24 protein-coding genes are annotated in these 15,535 nt (G+C 41.7%); all 24 read left to right on the top strand.

Annotation, left to right across the window (positions count from 1 at the left end; translation table 11 throughout):
- Positions 1 to 486 precede the first annotated feature (486 nt).
- Positions 487 to 1,008: a GrpB family protein gene (locus PQG80_RS27470; RefSeq protein WP_271755006.1), complete on the top strand. Its 522-nt coding sequence runs from the start codon at positions 487 to 489 to the stop codon at positions 1,006 to 1,008.
- 88 nt (positions 1,009 to 1,096) lie between these two features.
- Positions 1,097 to 1,672, top strand: coding sequence for a hypothetical protein (locus tag PQG80_RS27465; protein ID WP_271755005.1), 576 nt, complete (start codon positions 1,097 to 1,099; stop codon positions 1,670 to 1,672).
- Positions 1,673 to 1,824: 152 nt separating this feature from the next.
- Positions 1,825 to 2,391 carry a histidine phosphatase family protein gene (locus tag PQG80_RS27460; RefSeq protein ID WP_271755004.1) on the top strand — a complete coding sequence of 189 codons (567 nt, stop codon included), beginning with the start codon at positions 1,825 to 1,827 and terminating at the stop codon, positions 2,389 to 2,391.
- A gap of 70 nt (positions 2,392 to 2,461) precedes the next feature.
- On the top strand, positions 2,462 to 2,785 hold the full coding sequence (locus tag PQG80_RS27455; RefSeq protein WP_271755003.1) for a DUF3024 domain-containing protein: 324 nt from the start codon (positions 2,462 to 2,464) through the stop codon (positions 2,783 to 2,785).
- 371 nt (positions 2,786 to 3,156) lie between these two features.
- A complete protein-coding gene (locus PQG80_RS27450; protein ID WP_271755001.1) occupies positions 3,157 to 3,456 on the top strand; it encodes a hypothetical protein in 300 nt (99 codons plus the stop codon).
- Positions 3,457 to 3,459: 3 nt separating this feature from the next.
- A complete protein-coding gene (aac(6'), locus tag PQG80_RS27445) occupies positions 3,460 to 3,906 on the top strand; it encodes an aminoglycoside 6'-N-acetyltransferase (protein WP_271755000.1) in 447 nt (148 codons plus the stop codon).
- A gap of 22 nt (positions 3,907 to 3,928) precedes the next feature.
- Positions 3,929 to 4,504 carry a GNAT family N-acetyltransferase gene (locus tag PQG80_RS27440; protein WP_271754999.1) on the top strand — a complete coding sequence of 192 codons (576 nt, stop codon included), beginning with the start codon at positions 3,929 to 3,931 and terminating at the stop codon, positions 4,502 to 4,504.
- A 38-nt stretch (positions 4,505 to 4,542) separates the two neighbouring features.
- Positions 4,543 to 4,908 carry an MmcQ/YjbR family DNA-binding protein gene (locus PQG80_RS27435; RefSeq protein ID WP_271754997.1) on the top strand — a complete coding sequence of 122 codons (366 nt, stop codon included), beginning with the start codon at positions 4,543 to 4,545 and terminating at the stop codon, positions 4,906 to 4,908.
- 447 nt (positions 4,909 to 5,355) lie between these two features.
- The gene (locus tag PQG80_RS27430) at positions 5,356 to 5,964 is read left to right on the top strand and encodes a hypothetical protein (protein WP_271754996.1); all 609 of its coding nucleotides are present in this window, start codon (positions 5,356 to 5,358) and stop codon (positions 5,962 to 5,964) included.
- Between the two features lie 179 nt (positions 5,965 to 6,143).
- Entirely contained in the window at positions 6,144 to 6,428 is a 285-nt protein-coding gene (locus tag PQG80_RS27425; RefSeq protein ID WP_271754995.1) for a hypothetical protein, read from the top strand.
- 31 nt (positions 6,429 to 6,459) lie between these two features.
- Positions 6,460 to 6,933 (top strand): GNAT family N-acetyltransferase, encoded by a 474-nt coding sequence (locus PQG80_RS27420; RefSeq protein WP_271754994.1) that lies wholly within the window; start codon positions 6,460 to 6,462, stop codon positions 6,931 to 6,933.
- Positions 6,934 to 7,166: 233 nt separating this feature from the next.
- Complete coding sequence (locus PQG80_RS27415; protein WP_271754993.1) at positions 7,167 to 7,721, top strand: hypothetical protein; 555 nt, start codon at positions 7,167 to 7,169, stop codon at positions 7,719 to 7,721.
- 44 nt (positions 7,722 to 7,765) lie between these two features.
- Complete coding sequence (locus PQG80_RS27410) at positions 7,766 to 8,272, top strand: P-loop NTPase family protein (protein ID WP_271754992.1); 507 nt, start codon at positions 7,766 to 7,768, stop codon at positions 8,270 to 8,272.
- Positions 8,247 to 8,693: an HIT family protein gene (locus tag PQG80_RS27405; RefSeq protein ID WP_271754991.1), complete on the top strand. Its 447-nt coding sequence runs from the start codon at positions 8,247 to 8,249 to the stop codon at positions 8,691 to 8,693. The genes PQG80_RS27410 and PQG80_RS27405 overlap by 26 nt, the downstream gene beginning before the upstream one ends.
- 66 nt (positions 8,694 to 8,759) lie before the next feature.
- Complete coding sequence (locus PQG80_RS27400) at positions 8,760 to 9,218, top strand: RidA family protein (RefSeq protein WP_271754990.1); 459 nt, start codon at positions 8,760 to 8,762, stop codon at positions 9,216 to 9,218.
- Between the two features lie 16 nt (positions 9,219 to 9,234).
- Positions 9,235 to 9,897: an HAD family hydrolase gene (locus PQG80_RS27395; protein ID WP_271754989.1), complete on the top strand. Its 663-nt coding sequence runs from the start codon at positions 9,235 to 9,237 to the stop codon at positions 9,895 to 9,897.
- Between the two features lie 24 nt (positions 9,898 to 9,921).
- On the top strand, positions 9,922 to 10,296 hold the full coding sequence (locus PQG80_RS27390; protein WP_271754988.1) for a VOC family protein: 375 nt from the start codon (positions 9,922 to 9,924) through the stop codon (positions 10,294 to 10,296).
- 287 nt (positions 10,297 to 10,583) lie between these two features.
- On the top strand, positions 10,584 to 11,036 hold the full coding sequence (locus PQG80_RS27385; protein WP_271755011.1) for a DinB family protein: 453 nt from the start codon (positions 10,584 to 10,586) through the stop codon (positions 11,034 to 11,036).
- Positions 11,037 to 11,064: 28 nt separating this feature from the next.
- Entirely contained in the window at positions 11,065 to 11,928 is an 864-nt protein-coding gene (locus PQG80_RS27380; protein ID WP_271754987.1) for a hypothetical protein, read from the top strand.
- A 36-nt stretch (positions 11,929 to 11,964) separates the two neighbouring features.
- Positions 11,965 to 12,387, top strand: a complete 423-nt coding sequence (locus PQG80_RS27375; protein WP_271754986.1) for an NUDIX hydrolase — start codon at positions 11,965 to 11,967, stop codon at positions 12,385 to 12,387.
- Between the two features lie 4 nt (positions 12,388 to 12,391).
- Complete coding sequence (locus PQG80_RS27370) at positions 12,392 to 12,865, top strand: NUDIX domain-containing protein (protein ID WP_271755010.1); 474 nt, start codon at positions 12,392 to 12,394, stop codon at positions 12,863 to 12,865.
- 691 nt (positions 12,866 to 13,556) lie between these two features.
- Positions 13,557 to 13,979 (top strand): DUF1801 domain-containing protein, encoded by a 423-nt coding sequence (locus tag PQG80_RS27365; protein ID WP_271755009.1) that lies wholly within the window; start codon positions 13,557 to 13,559, stop codon positions 13,977 to 13,979.
- A gap of 172 nt (positions 13,980 to 14,151) precedes the next feature.
- Positions 14,152 to 14,646 (top strand): DUF2798 domain-containing protein, encoded by a 495-nt coding sequence (locus tag PQG80_RS27360; RefSeq protein ID WP_334219853.1) that lies wholly within the window; start codon positions 14,152 to 14,154, stop codon positions 14,644 to 14,646.
- A gap of 42 nt (positions 14,647 to 14,688) precedes the next feature.
- The gene (locus PQG80_RS27355; protein WP_271754984.1) at positions 14,689 to 15,399 is read left to right on the top strand and encodes an alpha/beta fold hydrolase; all 711 of its coding nucleotides are present in this window, start codon (positions 14,689 to 14,691) and stop codon (positions 15,397 to 15,399) included.
- The last annotated feature ends 136 nt before the right edge of the window (positions 15,400 to 15,535 follow it).

Raw genomic sequence — 15,535 nt, 5'->3', positions numbered from 1 at the left:
GAAATATATAAATAGGCTTAACAAATTTATTAAACCGAATCATTTTTCAATTGAAATAGGTCAATTACAAATAAAAAAGAATAATTTGGAGAATGAACTCAATATACGACTAAATAGTTAGTACATATTTCAAAGAAGGCATTGATTTCCTATAACAATGTATTCACGCTTTGGGACCTGGTGGCCCCTCGCTCTACCAGTTAGATTTCAAAGAAGTGGAATCAGGCGAACACACATGCGAGGCCTATGGGTGTCGTGAATACTGGAACGTCCCGTTGAAAATTCCAAACTACACCCTGGGGTGTTTCGGTGAAGTACACACATTTAAAAAATCTGATTCCGCTTGTTTAGGCGAACATGCTTGCGGGGCTAATGCTTGATGGACCTAGTCGCTGTGCGAACATGAGCCTCTCGGTGTCCTTGAACTCGGGGACGTGATAAGAGTTCGGCGAAGAGCAACATAAATCATTTGAGTTGGTGATCTCAATGAAGGATCCAGTGGTTATTGAGCCGTACAGCTATAATTGGCCAATTCGTTTTAATGAATTACAAACCCAGATCGTGACAAAGATTGGTTCAGACATACATAGAATTGATCATATAGGATCAACGGCAGTAGTTGGGTTAGCGGCTAAGCCCATCATTGATATTCAGATCTCTGTGAAGGATTTGGTTTGTATAGAGATTGTCTCATCCGGACTAACATCATTAGGATTTCGATATCGTCCGGATAATGACGACTTGACCAAAAAGTATTTCCGAGAACCATTAGGGACAAGAAGAACTCATATTCATGTAAGACAAGCAGGTAGCTGGTCTGAACAATTCAATTTACTGTTTCGGGATTATTTAAGAACTCATGAAGTAGATAGAGATCAATATGCCAAGATAAAATATGAATTAGCAGACCGGTTTAAGAACCAAAGGGAACAATATGTAGAAGCCAAGACTGCTATCGTATGGGAAATTATGAAGAAGGCAAATATATGGAGTCATAAAACCGGATAGCAGCCTTTTTAAATCCTTGGAACCTTAAGCCTCTCGCGGTCGTGAATACGGGAACTTTAGCAGACATGCCTTGAAGTGCGGAGGGACAATGAGAACCTTATTACTAGTATGCTATCTAATGGTCATTACTTCTTGCTCTTCTCAAAGACCAACGGTGGATGTAAGCTTCAAGGCTCCAGAGATCCATCACGTAGTAAATGAAAACGACCTTAAGATTGCTGACTATACTCCGCATAGTGAAACGCTAAAGAAAATTGAAGTGCCAGAGTATAAATTTGTATACAACAAAGATTATAAATTAAGAGATAAAATTGTAGGCATTAACTTCGATTGGTCGAAGAAACAGAACGATATCGCCTATTATGATAACCTGGACGTTAGAACATTAGAAGAACTGATTTTAAATAATCATATCAATCCCAACGATGCACAGAACGCTGCTCCCTTTGTAAGAGATATATTTTATTTTATGACTAAATACCCCCAAGTTCTCGCAAGTGGGTACTTAGTTGGACCGAGTAGAGATGATTATAGAATATCCATTGATGGTCTTTATGTCCCCAATAAATATGTAACAGAGGAGATTAAAAGCGAATTTATCGAATTCTGTATGGATGCTGATGAGCTTAACACAGAAGAAAATTTGATGAGTTGGTGGGATTAGCCAGCATCATCTAACAAATGTATTAACTCTGTGGTACCCACTGTCTCTCTGTCCGCCAAATGGATTCGTGAAGCGGGATCAAGCGGGCACACATGCGAGGCCAAATCAGCAAGAGCAACCGGTCACTTCGTGACGTTATGAAGGAGAACTGAATGAAAACAATTATCTATATGGTTAGGCATGGAGAATCACCATATAATGAAGGAAACAAAAGAACAAGAGGGCTTACCCCAAAAGGAAAGGTCGATATTAAAAAAGTAACGAGGCTACTTATCGAAGAAGGAATTGACATGGTTATATCAAGTCCTTATCGTCGAGCAATTCTAAGTGTTGAGGGATTGGCCGAGCACTTAAAGTTAGATATTCAAATATTTGAAGATCTTAAAGAACGTCATTTTGCATCTTATATGATGGATAATTCAGAGTTAATGTCTGGTATCAGAGAGAGTTTTAATGACCCTGATTATACCTTGCCAGGTGGAGAGTCTAATGCTGAGTGTCAGAATAGAGCAATCTCAGTGCTAAATCCCATATTACAAGAGCACAGAGGGCAGAAAATAGCAATCGGCACCCATGGTCTTGTAATGACGTTAATGATGAATCATTTTGATCCGGTTTTTGGCTTGGATTTTTTAAATCTATTAACGAAACCAGATATCTATAAAATGCAATTTGAGGGCTTAGAATTAGAAGAAGTAACTAGAATGTGGAAGCCTTAGGCCTCTGCGCCGTAATACGGAACGTTATGCGAAAACATTATTTAATAAATTACAACCCAGAGGTGAAATTATGCTTGATGCATTTACGAAGAAGAGAATTGGAAAAATACTGGATAACTATATAGACAAGAAAATTCCTAACCATCTTAAAAATGAAATTGAAATTAGATATAAGTTCAGGGGCAATACAGTTACATTAAGTCAGGAAAAACCGGGATATATGGGAGGGCGGTTTGAATACCCCATTGCTCAATTGAGGTTAGATGAATCATATTGGAAAGTCTATTGGAAGGACAGTAAGGACAAGTGGCATTTTGTAGATGACATAGAACCTGTTACAGACTTTGAGAAGCAGTTAATGGAGATAGATAGTAACGATATTTTCTGGGTGTAATCGAAGTTGGCAACGCGGCCCTCTTGTCGCTAGGAGAGATTCGGGAAGAGGAATTAGGCGGAATACGGGAACGGTAAAAGCAATCGGGAAAAACGAATAAAATCAAATGTGACCACTACCAATTTTTAGGTGTAGTGGTATATTTATTTTGAAGTGGTTTTTAGTTTACTCAGGCGTCGCCATTCGACAATATACCTCCGCCGTCGTGAACACGGCAAAGTTATGCGAAATACTCTTTAAGCAGGAAAGGAAAATATCGTATGATCCGAGACTCAAATTCATGGACTGTCTTTCTCTCGAGCGATTACGAAATTAACTTCTTGATCTTTGTGGCATGTTCCTTTGGATTGATCGAAGTTGAAGATAAATTTATGAATGATTGGGTCTCTAAAAAAATTAATTTGAATGATTCGATTAAACAGAATCTGAAGGAACAGTGGAATGATTATTGGAATAGTAGCTTAGCAAAAAAAGCAGCAGTGTTAAACCCTGATAACTATTACAGTATAGGAGCACCACACTTCGAAAAGATTGAATATTTTGAATTAAGAGAGGCATGTTCAAGGGTATGGGATTCTTTTATAAATTGGTGGTATATGCCTGCTGGTGGACAAGCTGCAATGACACGTTGGGAAGAAAAAGTCGATATTTTTTTTAAAAAAGGGACGTGATAAATGGTGATTATTGAGGCAGTAAATAACACAAGTCTTGATAAAGTGGCTGACCTGGCATTGAAGCTATGGCCGGATAATGATTGGTCGAACCTGAAGGATGAATTTGAAGAATTATTACAGTCCAACAATGACACGGTTTATCTCGCTGTTGTAGAAGGAGAGTACGTCGGATTTATACATATGTCATTAAGGTATGACTATGTGGAAGGATCCAATTCAAGTCCAGTAGGGTATGTAGAAGGAATTTATGTAGAGGAAGAGCACAGGAATAAAGGAATCTCTAAGCAGCTTGTTGCGGCAGGAGAGGAATGGTCTAAATCCTTGGGATGTAAAGAGATTGCATCGGATACTCAGTTAGAGAATCATGCTAGTCAAGAGTTTCATAGAAAAATTGGCTTTAAAGAAGCGGGCCGAATAGTAGCATTTATTAAACGGTTCGATGAATAAACGGTAATTAAGGAGTCCTCGTATGCCCGACAAATCATTAACAATCGAATGCCAAGATATTATTCTTCGTGAATATCGAATAGAAGACCTAGACAAACTCCATGAAATTTCCTGGCAACCTGAAATATATCAATATCTTCCTGGCTGGAATGTCGCAAAAGCAATACGGGAAGACTGGTTGAGGAACTATGAAATACCCGAAAATAATCAGTTTATAAGTCGAGTGAATGAGGATCAAAAAGTTGAAAGTCTTCGGCTACGTATGGGAATCATACTCAAGACGAGCGGAGAATTTATTGGTTGGTGTTGTTCAGGAATCAAAGACGAGCTCCCAGAGCCAAATCGAGAAATGATGTATGGCATTTCTAAAGATCATCGTAGTAAAGGATACGCAACGCAAGCTTTGCAAGAAATAGTAAAATTCTTTTTTGAAAATACAGAGGTAGAACAATTGAATGCGATAGCGCTGTTGGATAATAACCCATCAAATAGAGTAATTGAAAAAAGTAACTTTGAATTAAGGGGAGAAATGGAGATAGAGCATGCAAAATACAACCATTACATCATACTTAAAAACGACATGAACCAACGTAAGTAATCAGGGATGTCATGCCCTAAACTAAAAGGGTGAGTCGCTTGTTTCCTATCCATGATATACGCAGTTTTATTTTGACACTCCCCGAAACAAAAGAAATCGATCACTTTGGCAAGCCGTCATTTCGAGTAAACAATAAGATCTTTGCAACCATACAACCTGAAGGTAGCATCTTAACAGTTAAGACAAATGGGGAAGATCGAATGATGTATACCATGTTGGATCCAGAAACATATCGCGTGCCAGAAACGTTTTCAAATCTGAATTACATGCATATAAATCTTAATACAGTATCACCAATTGAGTTAAAAGGCCTTTTAATAAAAGCATGGAGCCATGTTGCTCCGAAGAAGTTAGTGAAGGCATTTGATGCGAGTAATTGCGCAGATGACCGTGGAAGCGATTAATCATCGTCGTGACGATAAGAAAAGGACGGTGCATCATTGTTTAAATGGCGATATCTATATTCACTATGTTGGTCTATTGGAGCCATAATATTGATTTATTATTCAAGTTTTTTATTTGAGTTTGCAAGTGATTGGAAAGCCAAAACTTATACTTTAAAAGGATATAGTTTATGGATCCCTATTTGGATCTCTATTATAATGGGCATTTATTTAGCTTTTATTAATGGGATTCCAAAGCAATTTAGAATATCGCCCGCTAGATTAGTGATATTTGCGATCTCTTTTATTTTACTTGCCTATTTTGTTTCATTTTTTTACACCAACCTAGTCCTATTAGATCCGTTGGTTGTCGGGAGATTGATGGGATACCATGGACAGTTTTTTGTTGGCATAATCTGCGGTTATTCAATCCTGACAGGCCTTTTCATCGTCAAGGATGGATCTTGAATGAACCTGGCGAGCATTTCGAAGGAAAGGAGTTCAATCATGATAAGGAAGATTGGTTTTTTTGAGAAGGAAAATAAGGATGAGTTCGAGCAATTTAATAAGTTTGCAAACTCGAACGTGTACCACATTGAAAATTCAAAAAGCTTTTCAAGAATAATGATTTGGTCGACGAATGTAATAGATACATTGTTGAACTTGGTAAACGCGATGGAGGAACCCTATTTTGTTCTCTATATTCTCCATGTAAGTAGGACCGGTCAGGAAATGGCTAGATACCAAAGCCACGAAATCAATCGATTAGAAATTGAAAATTTCTTTATTGAGTTTGGGAATTTCATTGAAAATGACGGTAGACATGATATCTGGGTGTACTCTCCTCATATGAATGCTACGGTCGTTTACGATAAAGATAATTTAATTTATTTATATGGTGATATGGAGTATTTTGAAAATTTGTTAAATGGGCTGCAGTTCTCCGATCATAATGAACCTCTTTACTTACCAACGTCGCATTCCCATTTTTATAACGCAGAATACGATCAACAAGAAATCGATATTCTCCACCATTTTGAGTGGCACCAATCACCGTTACGTGATGAAGATTATTAACAACTCCGACATAGGAACGGCTGCCGTACCGCAGTCGTTTTTTTAGTTAAATACGAGAAATTGTGAATGAAGAAAGGGGACCAAGCTCAGATGGATCGGGGTAGAACTAATCCAAACATTCCCATTCGTGGTAGTGACGAAAAGAATATTTGAATAATAAGTTAAGGAAAGGAAGACACATGAAATTGAATGATCATAACTCAGAATCAATATCTTGGTTTGTTGAAAAAATAATGTTCAAGACCGTCCGCGAGGCGCATGAATGGGTTTATAGTAGTGCATACAACGAGATCGGTTATCTATATGATGGCTATAAAACGATAGACCCTAAACTAGCTTATGCTCTTTTATATGAACTCGTGAGGTCAAACACCATTCATGAGCGCCGTCATGAAGTGTATTGCGATGAAGAGTTGATCGAGGGGACCCTTGTCTATAAGGTTTGGGTTAAGAAGTTGGTATAACAAAAAACTTTAAAGGCAAGGTCAGTGACAAATGAATATTACGATTGTTAAAGCTGATCAGAGTGATGCATCGATAATCCACGACATGCAGATTAAAGCCTTCAAGCCGTTGTTAGAGAAATATCGAGACTATGAAACGAGCCCTGCAAACGAGTCAATCGAACGCGTTATCGAGCGATTGAATCAGTACGCTACGGATTTATACCTCATTAAACTGTCTAACAGTGCGATAGGTGCCATTAGAGTTATGCGAAAAGAAAGCAAAGTTTACAGAATCAGTCCCATATTTATTCTGCCCGAGCATCAGGGGAAGGGGATCGCACAAAAGGTATTCGCTCTGATTGAAGGAACTTATAGCGATGCGAGTGCCTGGGAGTTAGACACCATATTGCAGGAGCGGGGTAACTGCTATCTCTATGAGAAGTTGGGCTATCAAAGGACCGGGGAAGAAAAACGTATTAATGATCGGATGACGATTGTGAATTACAAAAAGCTTTTTAAGTAGCTCTTTTTCCCTAACTGCGGATTTGAAGCGTTGCCTGTGGCAGTTTAGGGTCTCCTAACTGGAGGGGCGCTCGTGCAAATAAGAAAGTCCTTCTTATTCAAACCGGGTTTATCGCCAGGGGCTGCTCTCAGCCAATACGTACATAATGAGGTTGATGGTTAGGGTCAGATCAGATCTTAGTCCATTGACTAGTGTTATCGAGTTGATCATTTTATTCGGAAAGAGGTTATACGATGAGTTACGATCTTACAGTTCGATTAAAGCGATTGGACGATACTATGATCCCGCAATGGATATCGGAGATTAATAAGTTCAACATGCGCGTTGAGGTTTATCCCAAATTTACTTTTTCAGATCATTCGGGTTTCCTTCCCTTTAAGGTTGTTAATTATGACTGTCCCAATCCAAGATTTAATAACATCGAATTATTGACCGGTTATGAGTTGGACATCCAACGAATGAGCCTTGTGCCTGTGAAAAAGTCGTTTGTCCATAAATGGTTTAGCGGCAACAACACGAAAAATACGGATGAGGAAATACAATCAAATGCTGAGATTGAAGTGACTTTTAGTATAAGTATTCAAGACAGCTTTGAATTTAGAATCGGATGGTATTCAGCGGCAGCATTAGCCATGATCGGTGATGGAGTATTGATAGATCATCAAGAAGGCATTGAAGTTCAGGGGAATCGTCTTATTCGTCACGCCTATGACACTGTTCTGCAAGATGAAAAAACAATAAAAGAAGATGAATGGAAAGTACATGAATTTGATGAATGGAAAGAATAATTTAGAAACTATAACCGCCAGTACGGTTGAGAGGGCCATTTCATATGAAAATTCGAATTATTGGACCCTGCGGAAGCGGCAAATCGACACTTGCGAGAGAGCTATCTCTCAGATATGACATCCCCTTCTACGAGATTGATAACTTGATCTGGGATAGAAGCGCGGATCAACGAAAGTTCCCTGAGGCTGATCGGGATGCAAAGCTAAGATCGATTTTGAGTTCAGATTCTTGGATCGTGGAAGGCGTTCAATATAAAGATTGGACGCTCGGAACGATAGAGAAAGCTGACCTGATATTTCTTCTTAAACCTCATGTATTGAAAAGAGATCTATGGATTATCAAAAGGTTTATGTTATCTCGAACGGGAATACGTCCGTGGAACTATAAACAATCATTCGGGAATTTATGTAAAATGATGGTTAGATGGAATCATCAATACGAGATTGAAGCAGTGACCGGGCTTATCGAGAAGTATCGGAAAACTTCTTTTGTGGTTAGGAATAAAGCTGAAGTCATACGGGAAATTGAAAAATTCAATGAAAGCGTGTGATAGGGTGGAATGTCTAGGATGCAGAATTGCTAACCAACTGGAGACTGAGGTTAATCTTATATACGAAACGGAACGCATTGCTTGCGTTTTAGATATTGCTCCTTTTAACGATGGACACCTTCTGATTCTACCCAAGCAGCACTACTTGGATATTGACGAGATCGAAAACGATCTGCGTCACGAAATCATAGATACGTCGGTAAAAATGTCACTCTTATTAAAGCGTTCCTTTAACCCGCATGGAATAACCATTTGTCAGAATGGCGGGATATTTAATGATCTCAGACACTATCATATGCATGTTATTCCAAGGTATGATGGCGATGATTTTCGCTGGTCTGAACCCAAGCTTGAATTTAAAACAGATAGAACGTTAGAAGAGGTAAGGAACCTTTTAATTGCAGCTCATAAAGAAGAATAATCGTGTTGACCAACTTTCAATAAAGGAGTAAACTCCTACCAATATTACATATGGGAGGAATTTCTTATGCCCGTAGACTCGATTGAAAACAGATTAAGGGATCTGAACATCACCCTACCGAGTGCAAGTGAGCCTGCTGCTAAATATGCGAATTACGTGATTGTGAACGGATTAATATTTGTTTCTGGCAAGGGACCGACAGGGAGTCCCAGAGGGAAATTAGGAGCCGAATTTAACACGCAACAAGGATATGAATTTGCAAGACAGACTGGCATAGAAGTCCTCGCCGTATTAAAGTCAGCATTAGGTTCATTAGAACGTGTGAAAAGAGCGGTCAAGGTGCAAGGCTTTATTAATGCAACTGCGGACTTCGAGGAACATCATAAAGTGTTAAATGGATTTTCAGATTTAATGATAGACGTTTTTAACGATCAAGGGACGCATGCGAGATCCGTATTCGGCGCAAACTCGGTAAGAGACAATCTACCGCTTATCGTAGATTCAATTTTTCAAGTGGAGGAATGAGAAAGGGTGTAAATTCATGGATAATATTAAAGCTGTCATCTTTGATCTGGATAACACGCTTCTGGATCGAACCCGAACCTTTCACCGGTTCACCTCATCATTTGTCGATACCTACTTCCGGCATGCCCAAGACAAGGAATCTTTAATTAACAGAATAATCGAGCTGGATCAAGACGGATATAAGGACAAGCATGTATTGTTTACGGAGTTACTTGAAGAGTTCCCTTGGACAGCGAAGCCAGTGATAGCTGAACTACTGGAATACTACAGCGTTCATTATGTTAAAAATGCTTTACTTATGGAACACGCGGAAGAGACCATTCAATACATTCGACAAAAATACAAAATAGGGCTCATCACGAATGGCAGAAATGCGATTCAGTATGGCAAGATCGATTGTTTAGGCATACGGAATGCGTTTGATTTTATCCTGGTCTCGGAAGAGGCGGGAGTCAAAAAACCGGATGCGAGAATATTTCAGACGACCGCCCAGAAACTGGGATTAAGAGCCGAGGAATGCATATATATTGGCGATCATCCCAAAAACGATATTCAAGGGGCGAGTCAGGCCGGGATGAACACCATATGGATTGAAGTAAACCAACCATGGAAGGACGATGTGACAGCAAAGCCGGCGTACACCATAAGGAAGTTAAGCGAATTGGCAGAAATTCTTTAGACCCATTTGATGGGAGGAATAATATTGATACTTCGCGTTCACCACGCTCAAATCACGATACCTATGGACAGAGAAGAGGAAGCCCGGGCTTTTTACTGCGGCATCCTAAGACTTAGAGAAGTTCCAAAACCTGAGTCGTTGCAGGGGAGAGGCGGGTTCTGGGTCGAGGTCGGCGATCAGCAGTTGCATGTCGGTACAGAAGCGGGTGTAGATCGCCATATAACCAAAGCCCATCTAGCGTATGAAGTAGAAGATATAAAAGGAATAGTAGCACAACTTACCGCTCATCACATTGAAATATTAGAATCGGTACCGATCGAAGGCTTCGAGCGATTTGAATTTAGAGATCCGTTTGGAAATCGCGTAGAGTGTATTCAACCTATTCACCCATTGCTGTGATCTCGTGGTGGGATATTACATTTGAGGTCAGAAGGTGAACGCGTGTATTTCATAGTTGGCGCCTTTATGTTTTTGGTTGTGGTGGGTTTAGGAACGATCCATACCTGTATGAAAACGCAGATTAAGAATGAAGAACGGATCATCGAGCGATTGGATTTAATTATTCAACAAATAAGCCTAAACAAAAGCTCTGAATAACGAGGAGTGTTAGCGTGTTAAATACGGACAATATCTATCTTATTACCGACATCCCCGGATACTCGCCTCAAGTTAGTCGTTTGCTCTCGATGATGAATTATGCAAGGTTCACCACCTTGGCTGCCGTTAAAAATTTAACTGTAGAGCAGTTGGACTTTTTACTAGATTCAGAGAGCAATTCTATAGGAGCATTGTTGCTGCACTTCGCGGCAGTAGAATTCGCCTACCAGTTGGAGACCTTTGAAAAGAGGGATCTGAACGACGAGGAGATGTTGATCTGGGGTGCTGCTCTTAATCTTGGGCAAGAAGGACGGGAAGCGATCCGAGGCAATGATTTGAATTATTATGTGGAAAAATTAAACGAAGTCAGAGCAAGAACGTATGACCTCTTTAAAAACGTCGATGATGATTGGTTAGATCAGCAAGAAGACTTCTGGAATGGAAAGCAAGCTAATTATTACTTCATGTGGTTTCATGTTTTTGAAGATGAAATCAATCACAGAGGACAGATCAGAATGATCAAAAAGAGACTTCAGATTTGACAGGCTAAAAAGGAATGTGATCATCCAATTGAATCAACAAACGAATCTAAGCCATATCAAGCATATCGTTCAATCTATTGGTCTCAAAGAAAAAATCACGAATTTCGAGCAAATGAAGGGAACGACAACTGGTCTTGTATACCGACTTGGAGACGATTTCGATTTTAAATACATTTTGAAGCTCGAGGAAGCGATAGGAACTTCTTTAGCCATGCATTTGCTCAAAACCTATGAGCGCTCCATTCTGTTGCCTAAGATTGTTTACGCTGCAGATGATTACTCGCATATGATCTATACCTACATAAAGGGAACGACTCATTTTAACCGTGGCATTAAGAAAAACTGGTTAGCGATCTTAGTAAAAGAACTGTTCAATAAATATGAAGTATATCAAGGCGACGATGTATGGGGCAGATTAGAGTACCCGCGGGAATCATGGCGAGCCTTTAATGAAATTAGCCTTAGGAATGCCAAAAACAATGTAGCAAATCATATGTCTTCTGAAGACTACGAGCTTGTACATTCATTGGTGAACAAGCTGTTCAGAGACTTTGATCCTCCAGTTACTCGATATTTACTGCACGGCGATACTGGCGTTCATAATTTCGTTTTTGAGAATTGTACACTAGTCGGGGTTATCGATCCATCCCCCATGGCTGGACCTATTATTTACGATTTTATTTATGCCTTCTGTTCCTCCCCCGACGACATCGATACGGATACTTTATTCTCGGCGTTTGATCTGATGAAGCATGGGAATATGGATCGAACAAGATTAATTGAAGAAGTGGCCGTGCAACTCTACTGCCGCATTGGACTTAGTATTAGACATCATCCGAACGATCTGTCAGCTTATATGGATGCGTGGGAGCAGTGGAAAAAGCTCTTGTAGATCAGACCGTAAATGGATCTGAAAGGATGTTGCCGCATGAAGAGAGTCGATGTTACTTACTGTTTAATCACGGACCCAACGAGATCCAAAGTGTTGGCCGTAAAAAACGTGAGCAATTCTAGCTGGTCCTTGCCTGGCGGATCCGTGGAAGAAGATGAAACCTTGGAGCAAGCTGCGATCCGAGAAGTGAAGGAAGAGACGGGGTTGGATGTAAAGGTATCCGGCATAGCCGCCATCAATGAGTGCAAATTCAAGAAATCCGATCATCATGCGATATTTTTTGTGTTTAATGCAGAAGTTGTAGGGGGAGGAATTGCAATTCAACGGCCAGAAGAGATCGCCGAGATCAGATGGATAGAAGTTGAACGGGCCAATGAAATGATGCCGTTTTATAACCACGGGCTTCAAAGTTTAATTGCCGGGGCGGAGATCGCCTATACGAATGAAGGAGTTAAGTGAAATTATGCCGATGTCCGACTACTATAAAGATTTAAGGCACAAGTTGGGTTCGGAGTTGATTTTTATGCCTGCCGTGGTTGCCATCATTCGTAATGAGAGCGGCGAAATTCTCTTTGGAAGAAAACATCATGAACAAATATGGGGGCTAATTGCCGGGGCAATCGAATTGGGAGAAACGCCGGCTGAAGCGGTATGTCGAGAAGCTTTGGAGGAAACCGGGTTAATCGTACGGCCTGATAAAATAATCGGCGTCTTTGGCGGCGAAAAACACAGATTCGTCTATGAGAATGGTCATCAAGTCGAATATTTATCGATTGTGTTCGAGTGCCATACAATTGGAGGAGAACTCGCCCCGGACAATGAAGAAATAAAGGAATTGAAATATTTTAAGCCGAAAGAAATTCCGCCGATCGCCAACCCTTATCCATCATCCATTTTCGAATCGAGGGAAGAAGAAAGCGCTATCTTTGAGGGATGAGACGTGGACGCTAGAGAGGGGGATATGCATGCCATGGCCCATGGTGCACTTTGGGATTTCCAAGCTTATAGCCAAGGGGGATCCCTCGCCTGATCTGTTATTGGGCAGTATCGCTCCGGATGCCGTTCACGCGAGGGGCTCGATCAGCAGGCAGGAGAAGGGCGTCACACATCTTGTTTATTACGACAAACTGCCGTCTATTGCATCGATAATGGCGTCTATGAAGAACGATTTAACGATAAAGCCAACGGAAAAATGGAACGACTTCGTGATCGGTTATTATTCGCACATCTACACGGATGTTCGGTGGACGGAAACCCTATATGCGGAATTCGAAAGAGACTACAAAGGTGATACTGGCGAAATTAAAAAGGTTTATGCGCAAGAAGTAAGCCAGATTGAATTTGACCTCTTACGCTCGCTTCACTTTATAATGCCTCTGTTTTCTCAGCTGTCCAGAGCGGAAGGAGATACGCTCGATCCCTTCGTCACGCAAAAAGAAGTACTTGCGTATAGGGACAGCAAGATAGGCTGGCTGCAAGGCATACATCATGAGCCACGGATCTCCCCGAGTTATTTTCAATTGAGCAAGATAAAATCCTTTATAAGGGATACTGCAATTGAGTTAGACGGACTGCTGTTGGAGTGGGATATAAATCTTAGCCGTTCAAGAACAGGAGCGATTCCGTGCATGTATGAATTAAAAACGAAACAAACGGATGCCAGCGTCATCGCGTTTATCGAAGGGATTGACCATCTTCAAAAACGCGCAGACGCCTTTCAGCTATTGGACATCTTTACGGAGACGACCGGCTTCGAGGCGAAAATGTGGGGGCCGAGCATTATTGGATTCGGTTCTTATCACTACAAGTATGCGTCCGGCCACGAGGGAGATGCGCCGCTGGTCGGTTTCTCTCCTCGGAAAGCCAGGATTAGCCTCTACTTTGCGCCCGACGATACCGAACGCGCGGCATTACTAGATAAATTCGGAAAATACACGGCGGGCAAGGGCTGCGTGTATGTCAATAAAGTTGCAGACATCGAGATCGAAGTGTTAGAGGCATTGATCGTGCAGTCGGTCGAATTTCTACAAAGGGTCTATCCGAGTGGATGATCCGTTATGAGCTCAAAATGAAAAAGGGACTCAAAGTGGGGCTTGAATCGTTTTTTGTTGCCATGACCGTTGTTCTAACGATCCTTATCTATTTTGTAGTCAAGTTCACAGAATGTTCACTTATGAGGAGTCGACCGTCCTCTCTATAATGACAAAGACATAAGAGAGGATGATGGAATTGCCAAGAACGAAAAAGGAAGAGTTTTATTTTGGATTGATGATGTGCACGGGCATGGTCGTATTCATGACATTCTACAATCTGACGACAAAGGACCTATGGCGCACAATGTCCGTGCCGGGCATCCTGCTTCAACTCGTTATGGGATTTGTTGCCGCGTTTACAGTCGAATCTTTTATCGTGGGTCCGTTAGCGAAGAAAATCGCTTTCTGCTTGCGGTTTGCCCGATCGAACAAGGTACTCGGCATCGTGACGCTATCGTTTTTCATGGTGACGGGCATGGTCATTTTAATGTCTCTATTCGGCATGGGCATGTCGGCCATATTCGCGGACGGTTTGGCTGGAGAATCCTTCGTGGAAAGTTACCTGAAGACGATATCGATAAACTATATCTTTGCGCTTCCCCTGCAGCTGATCATCGTCGGTCCGGTCGTGCGGTCGATATTCGTCAAGATGACGAGAGACGGTAGCGCCTTGGTCGGAAGTTGATATACCCAATGGATTGATTCAGCATAGGGAGGCACGATCCGCATGAGGCTGATCTCGGACGCTTCGGATCTCAACGGCGTGAACATTCATTTCCTCGATTCACTGCATGAATCGGATCCGGCACTCGTCCCGATCCTCGTCTGTCCGGGTCTCTCGGAGACGGCGGAGGAGTACGAGGACTTCATAGCCGATATGCTGCCCAGAAGAACCGTCGTCCTCTCCTTCAGGGGAAGAGGGGGCAGCGGTACGCCAGCCACCGGCTACGACCTGCAGGACCACGTCATGGACATTGATGCGATCGTACGGCGGACCGGACTTGCGCAGTTCCATCTTTACGGGTATTCGCGCGGCGTGTCGTATGCGCTCGCTTACGCGCGGCTGCATCCCCACCTGATTGTGACCTTAATCGTCCAGGACTATCCCGCCGAACACAAAGCGATGACGGCCGAGTGGGCCAGAGCCTATATCGACGAATATTTAGTTCCGACAGGACGATTGTCGCAAATTCGCGCCGAGGCGGTTTACGGCATCCATAGGGACTCCACAGCCGCTTCGCTCGCGTTTCCCTTCGACAAGCCCGTGCTCGTGTTGAGAGGCTTGCTCCCGGACGCTCTTATCCCCGAAGATGCGCTGCTCCCTTACAAAATGCACTTCAGCCGGCTGAGCATCGTTGACTTCGGCGAGAGCGGCCATAACATCCGGGGAACGGAGAAGGAGAAGTTGGACCGTACGATCAGCGATTTTATAACGTAAGCGGCAAGGTAAACGAAGTTAGCGACAACCGTTGAAACGAATGCGAGCGTTAAAAATTGTTCATGCGGTTCTCATCTGCGGTTCCGTTTTTTAATGTTAGAATGCCTCAGATCGGTTAAATAGAGATTGTGAACAA

This window comes from Cohnella rhizoplanae, assembly GCF_948329515.1.
In the GTDB taxonomy this organism is placed as follows: Bacteria; Bacillota; Bacilli; order Paenibacillales; family Paenibacillaceae; genus Cohnella; species Cohnella rhizoplanae.
The sequence above is the reverse complement of the archived record's forward strand: the minus strand, read 5'-3'. Positions and strand labels throughout refer to the sequence as shown.

Excerpts from the sequence above, each read along its gene's own strand:
- PQG80_RS27470 (WP_271755006.1), top strand. The coding sequence starts at position 487 with ATGAAGGATCCAGTGGTTATTGAGCCGTACAGCTATAATTGGCCAATT.
- PQG80_RS27450 (WP_271755001.1), top strand. The coding sequence starts at position 3,157 with ATGAATGATTGGGTCTCTAAAAAAATTAATTTGAATGATTCGATTAAA.
- PQG80_RS27440 (WP_271754999.1), top strand. The coding sequence starts at position 3,929 with ATGCCCGACAAATCATTAACAATCGAATGCCAAGATATTATTCTTCGT.
- PQG80_RS27375 (WP_271754986.1), top strand. The coding sequence starts at position 11,965 with ATGAAGAGAGTCGATGTTACTTACTGTTTAATCACGGACCCAACGAGA.
- PQG80_RS27365 (WP_271755009.1), top strand. The coding sequence starts at position 13,557 with ATGTATGAATTAAAAACGAAACAAACGGATGCCAGCGTCATCGCGTTT.
- PQG80_RS27430 (WP_271754996.1), top strand. The coding sequence starts at position 5,356 with ATGAACCTGGCGAGCATTTCGAAGGAAAGGAGTTCAATCATGATAAGG.
- PQG80_RS27420 (WP_271754994.1), top strand. The coding sequence starts at position 6,460 with ATGAATATTACGATTGTTAAAGCTGATCAGAGTGATGCATCGATAATC.
- PQG80_RS27385 (WP_271755011.1), top strand. The coding sequence starts at position 10,584 with ATGATGAATTATGCAAGGTTCACCACCTTGGCTGCCGTTAAAAATTTA.
- PQG80_RS27360 (WP_334219853.1), top strand. The coding sequence starts at position 14,152 with ATGGAATTGCCAAGAACGAAAAAGGAAGAGTTTTATTTTGGATTGATG.
- PQG80_RS27460 (WP_271755004.1), top strand. The coding sequence starts at position 1,825 with ATGAAAACAATTATCTATATGGTTAGGCATGGAGAATCACCATATAAT.
- PQG80_RS27425 (WP_271754995.1), top strand. The coding sequence starts at position 6,144 with ATGAAATTGAATGATCATAACTCAGAATCAATATCTTGGTTTGTTGAA.
- PQG80_RS27410 (WP_271754992.1), top strand. The coding sequence starts at position 7,766 with ATGAAAATTCGAATTATTGGACCCTGCGGAAGCGGCAAATCGACACTT.
- PQG80_RS27400 (WP_271754990.1), top strand. The coding sequence starts at position 8,760 with ATGCCCGTAGACTCGATTGAAAACAGATTAAGGGATCTGAACATCACC.
- PQG80_RS27455 (WP_271755003.1), top strand. The coding sequence starts at position 2,462 with ATGCTTGATGCATTTACGAAGAAGAGAATTGGAAAAATACTGGATAAC.
- PQG80_RS27370 (WP_271755010.1), top strand. The coding sequence starts at position 12,392 with ATGCCGATGTCCGACTACTATAAAGATTTAAGGCACAAGTTGGGTTCG.
- PQG80_RS27465 (WP_271755005.1), top strand. The coding sequence starts at position 1,097 with ATGAGAACCTTATTACTAGTATGCTATCTAATGGTCATTACTTCTTGC.
- PQG80_RS27395 (WP_271754989.1), top strand. The coding sequence starts at position 9,235 with ATGGATAATATTAAAGCTGTCATCTTTGATCTGGATAACACGCTTCTG.
- PQG80_RS27355 (WP_271754984.1), top strand. The coding sequence starts at position 14,689 with ATGAGGCTGATCTCGGACGCTTCGGATCTCAACGGCGTGAACATTCAT.
- PQG80_RS27415 (WP_271754993.1), top strand. The coding sequence starts at position 7,167 with ATGAGTTACGATCTTACAGTTCGATTAAAGCGATTGGACGATACTATG.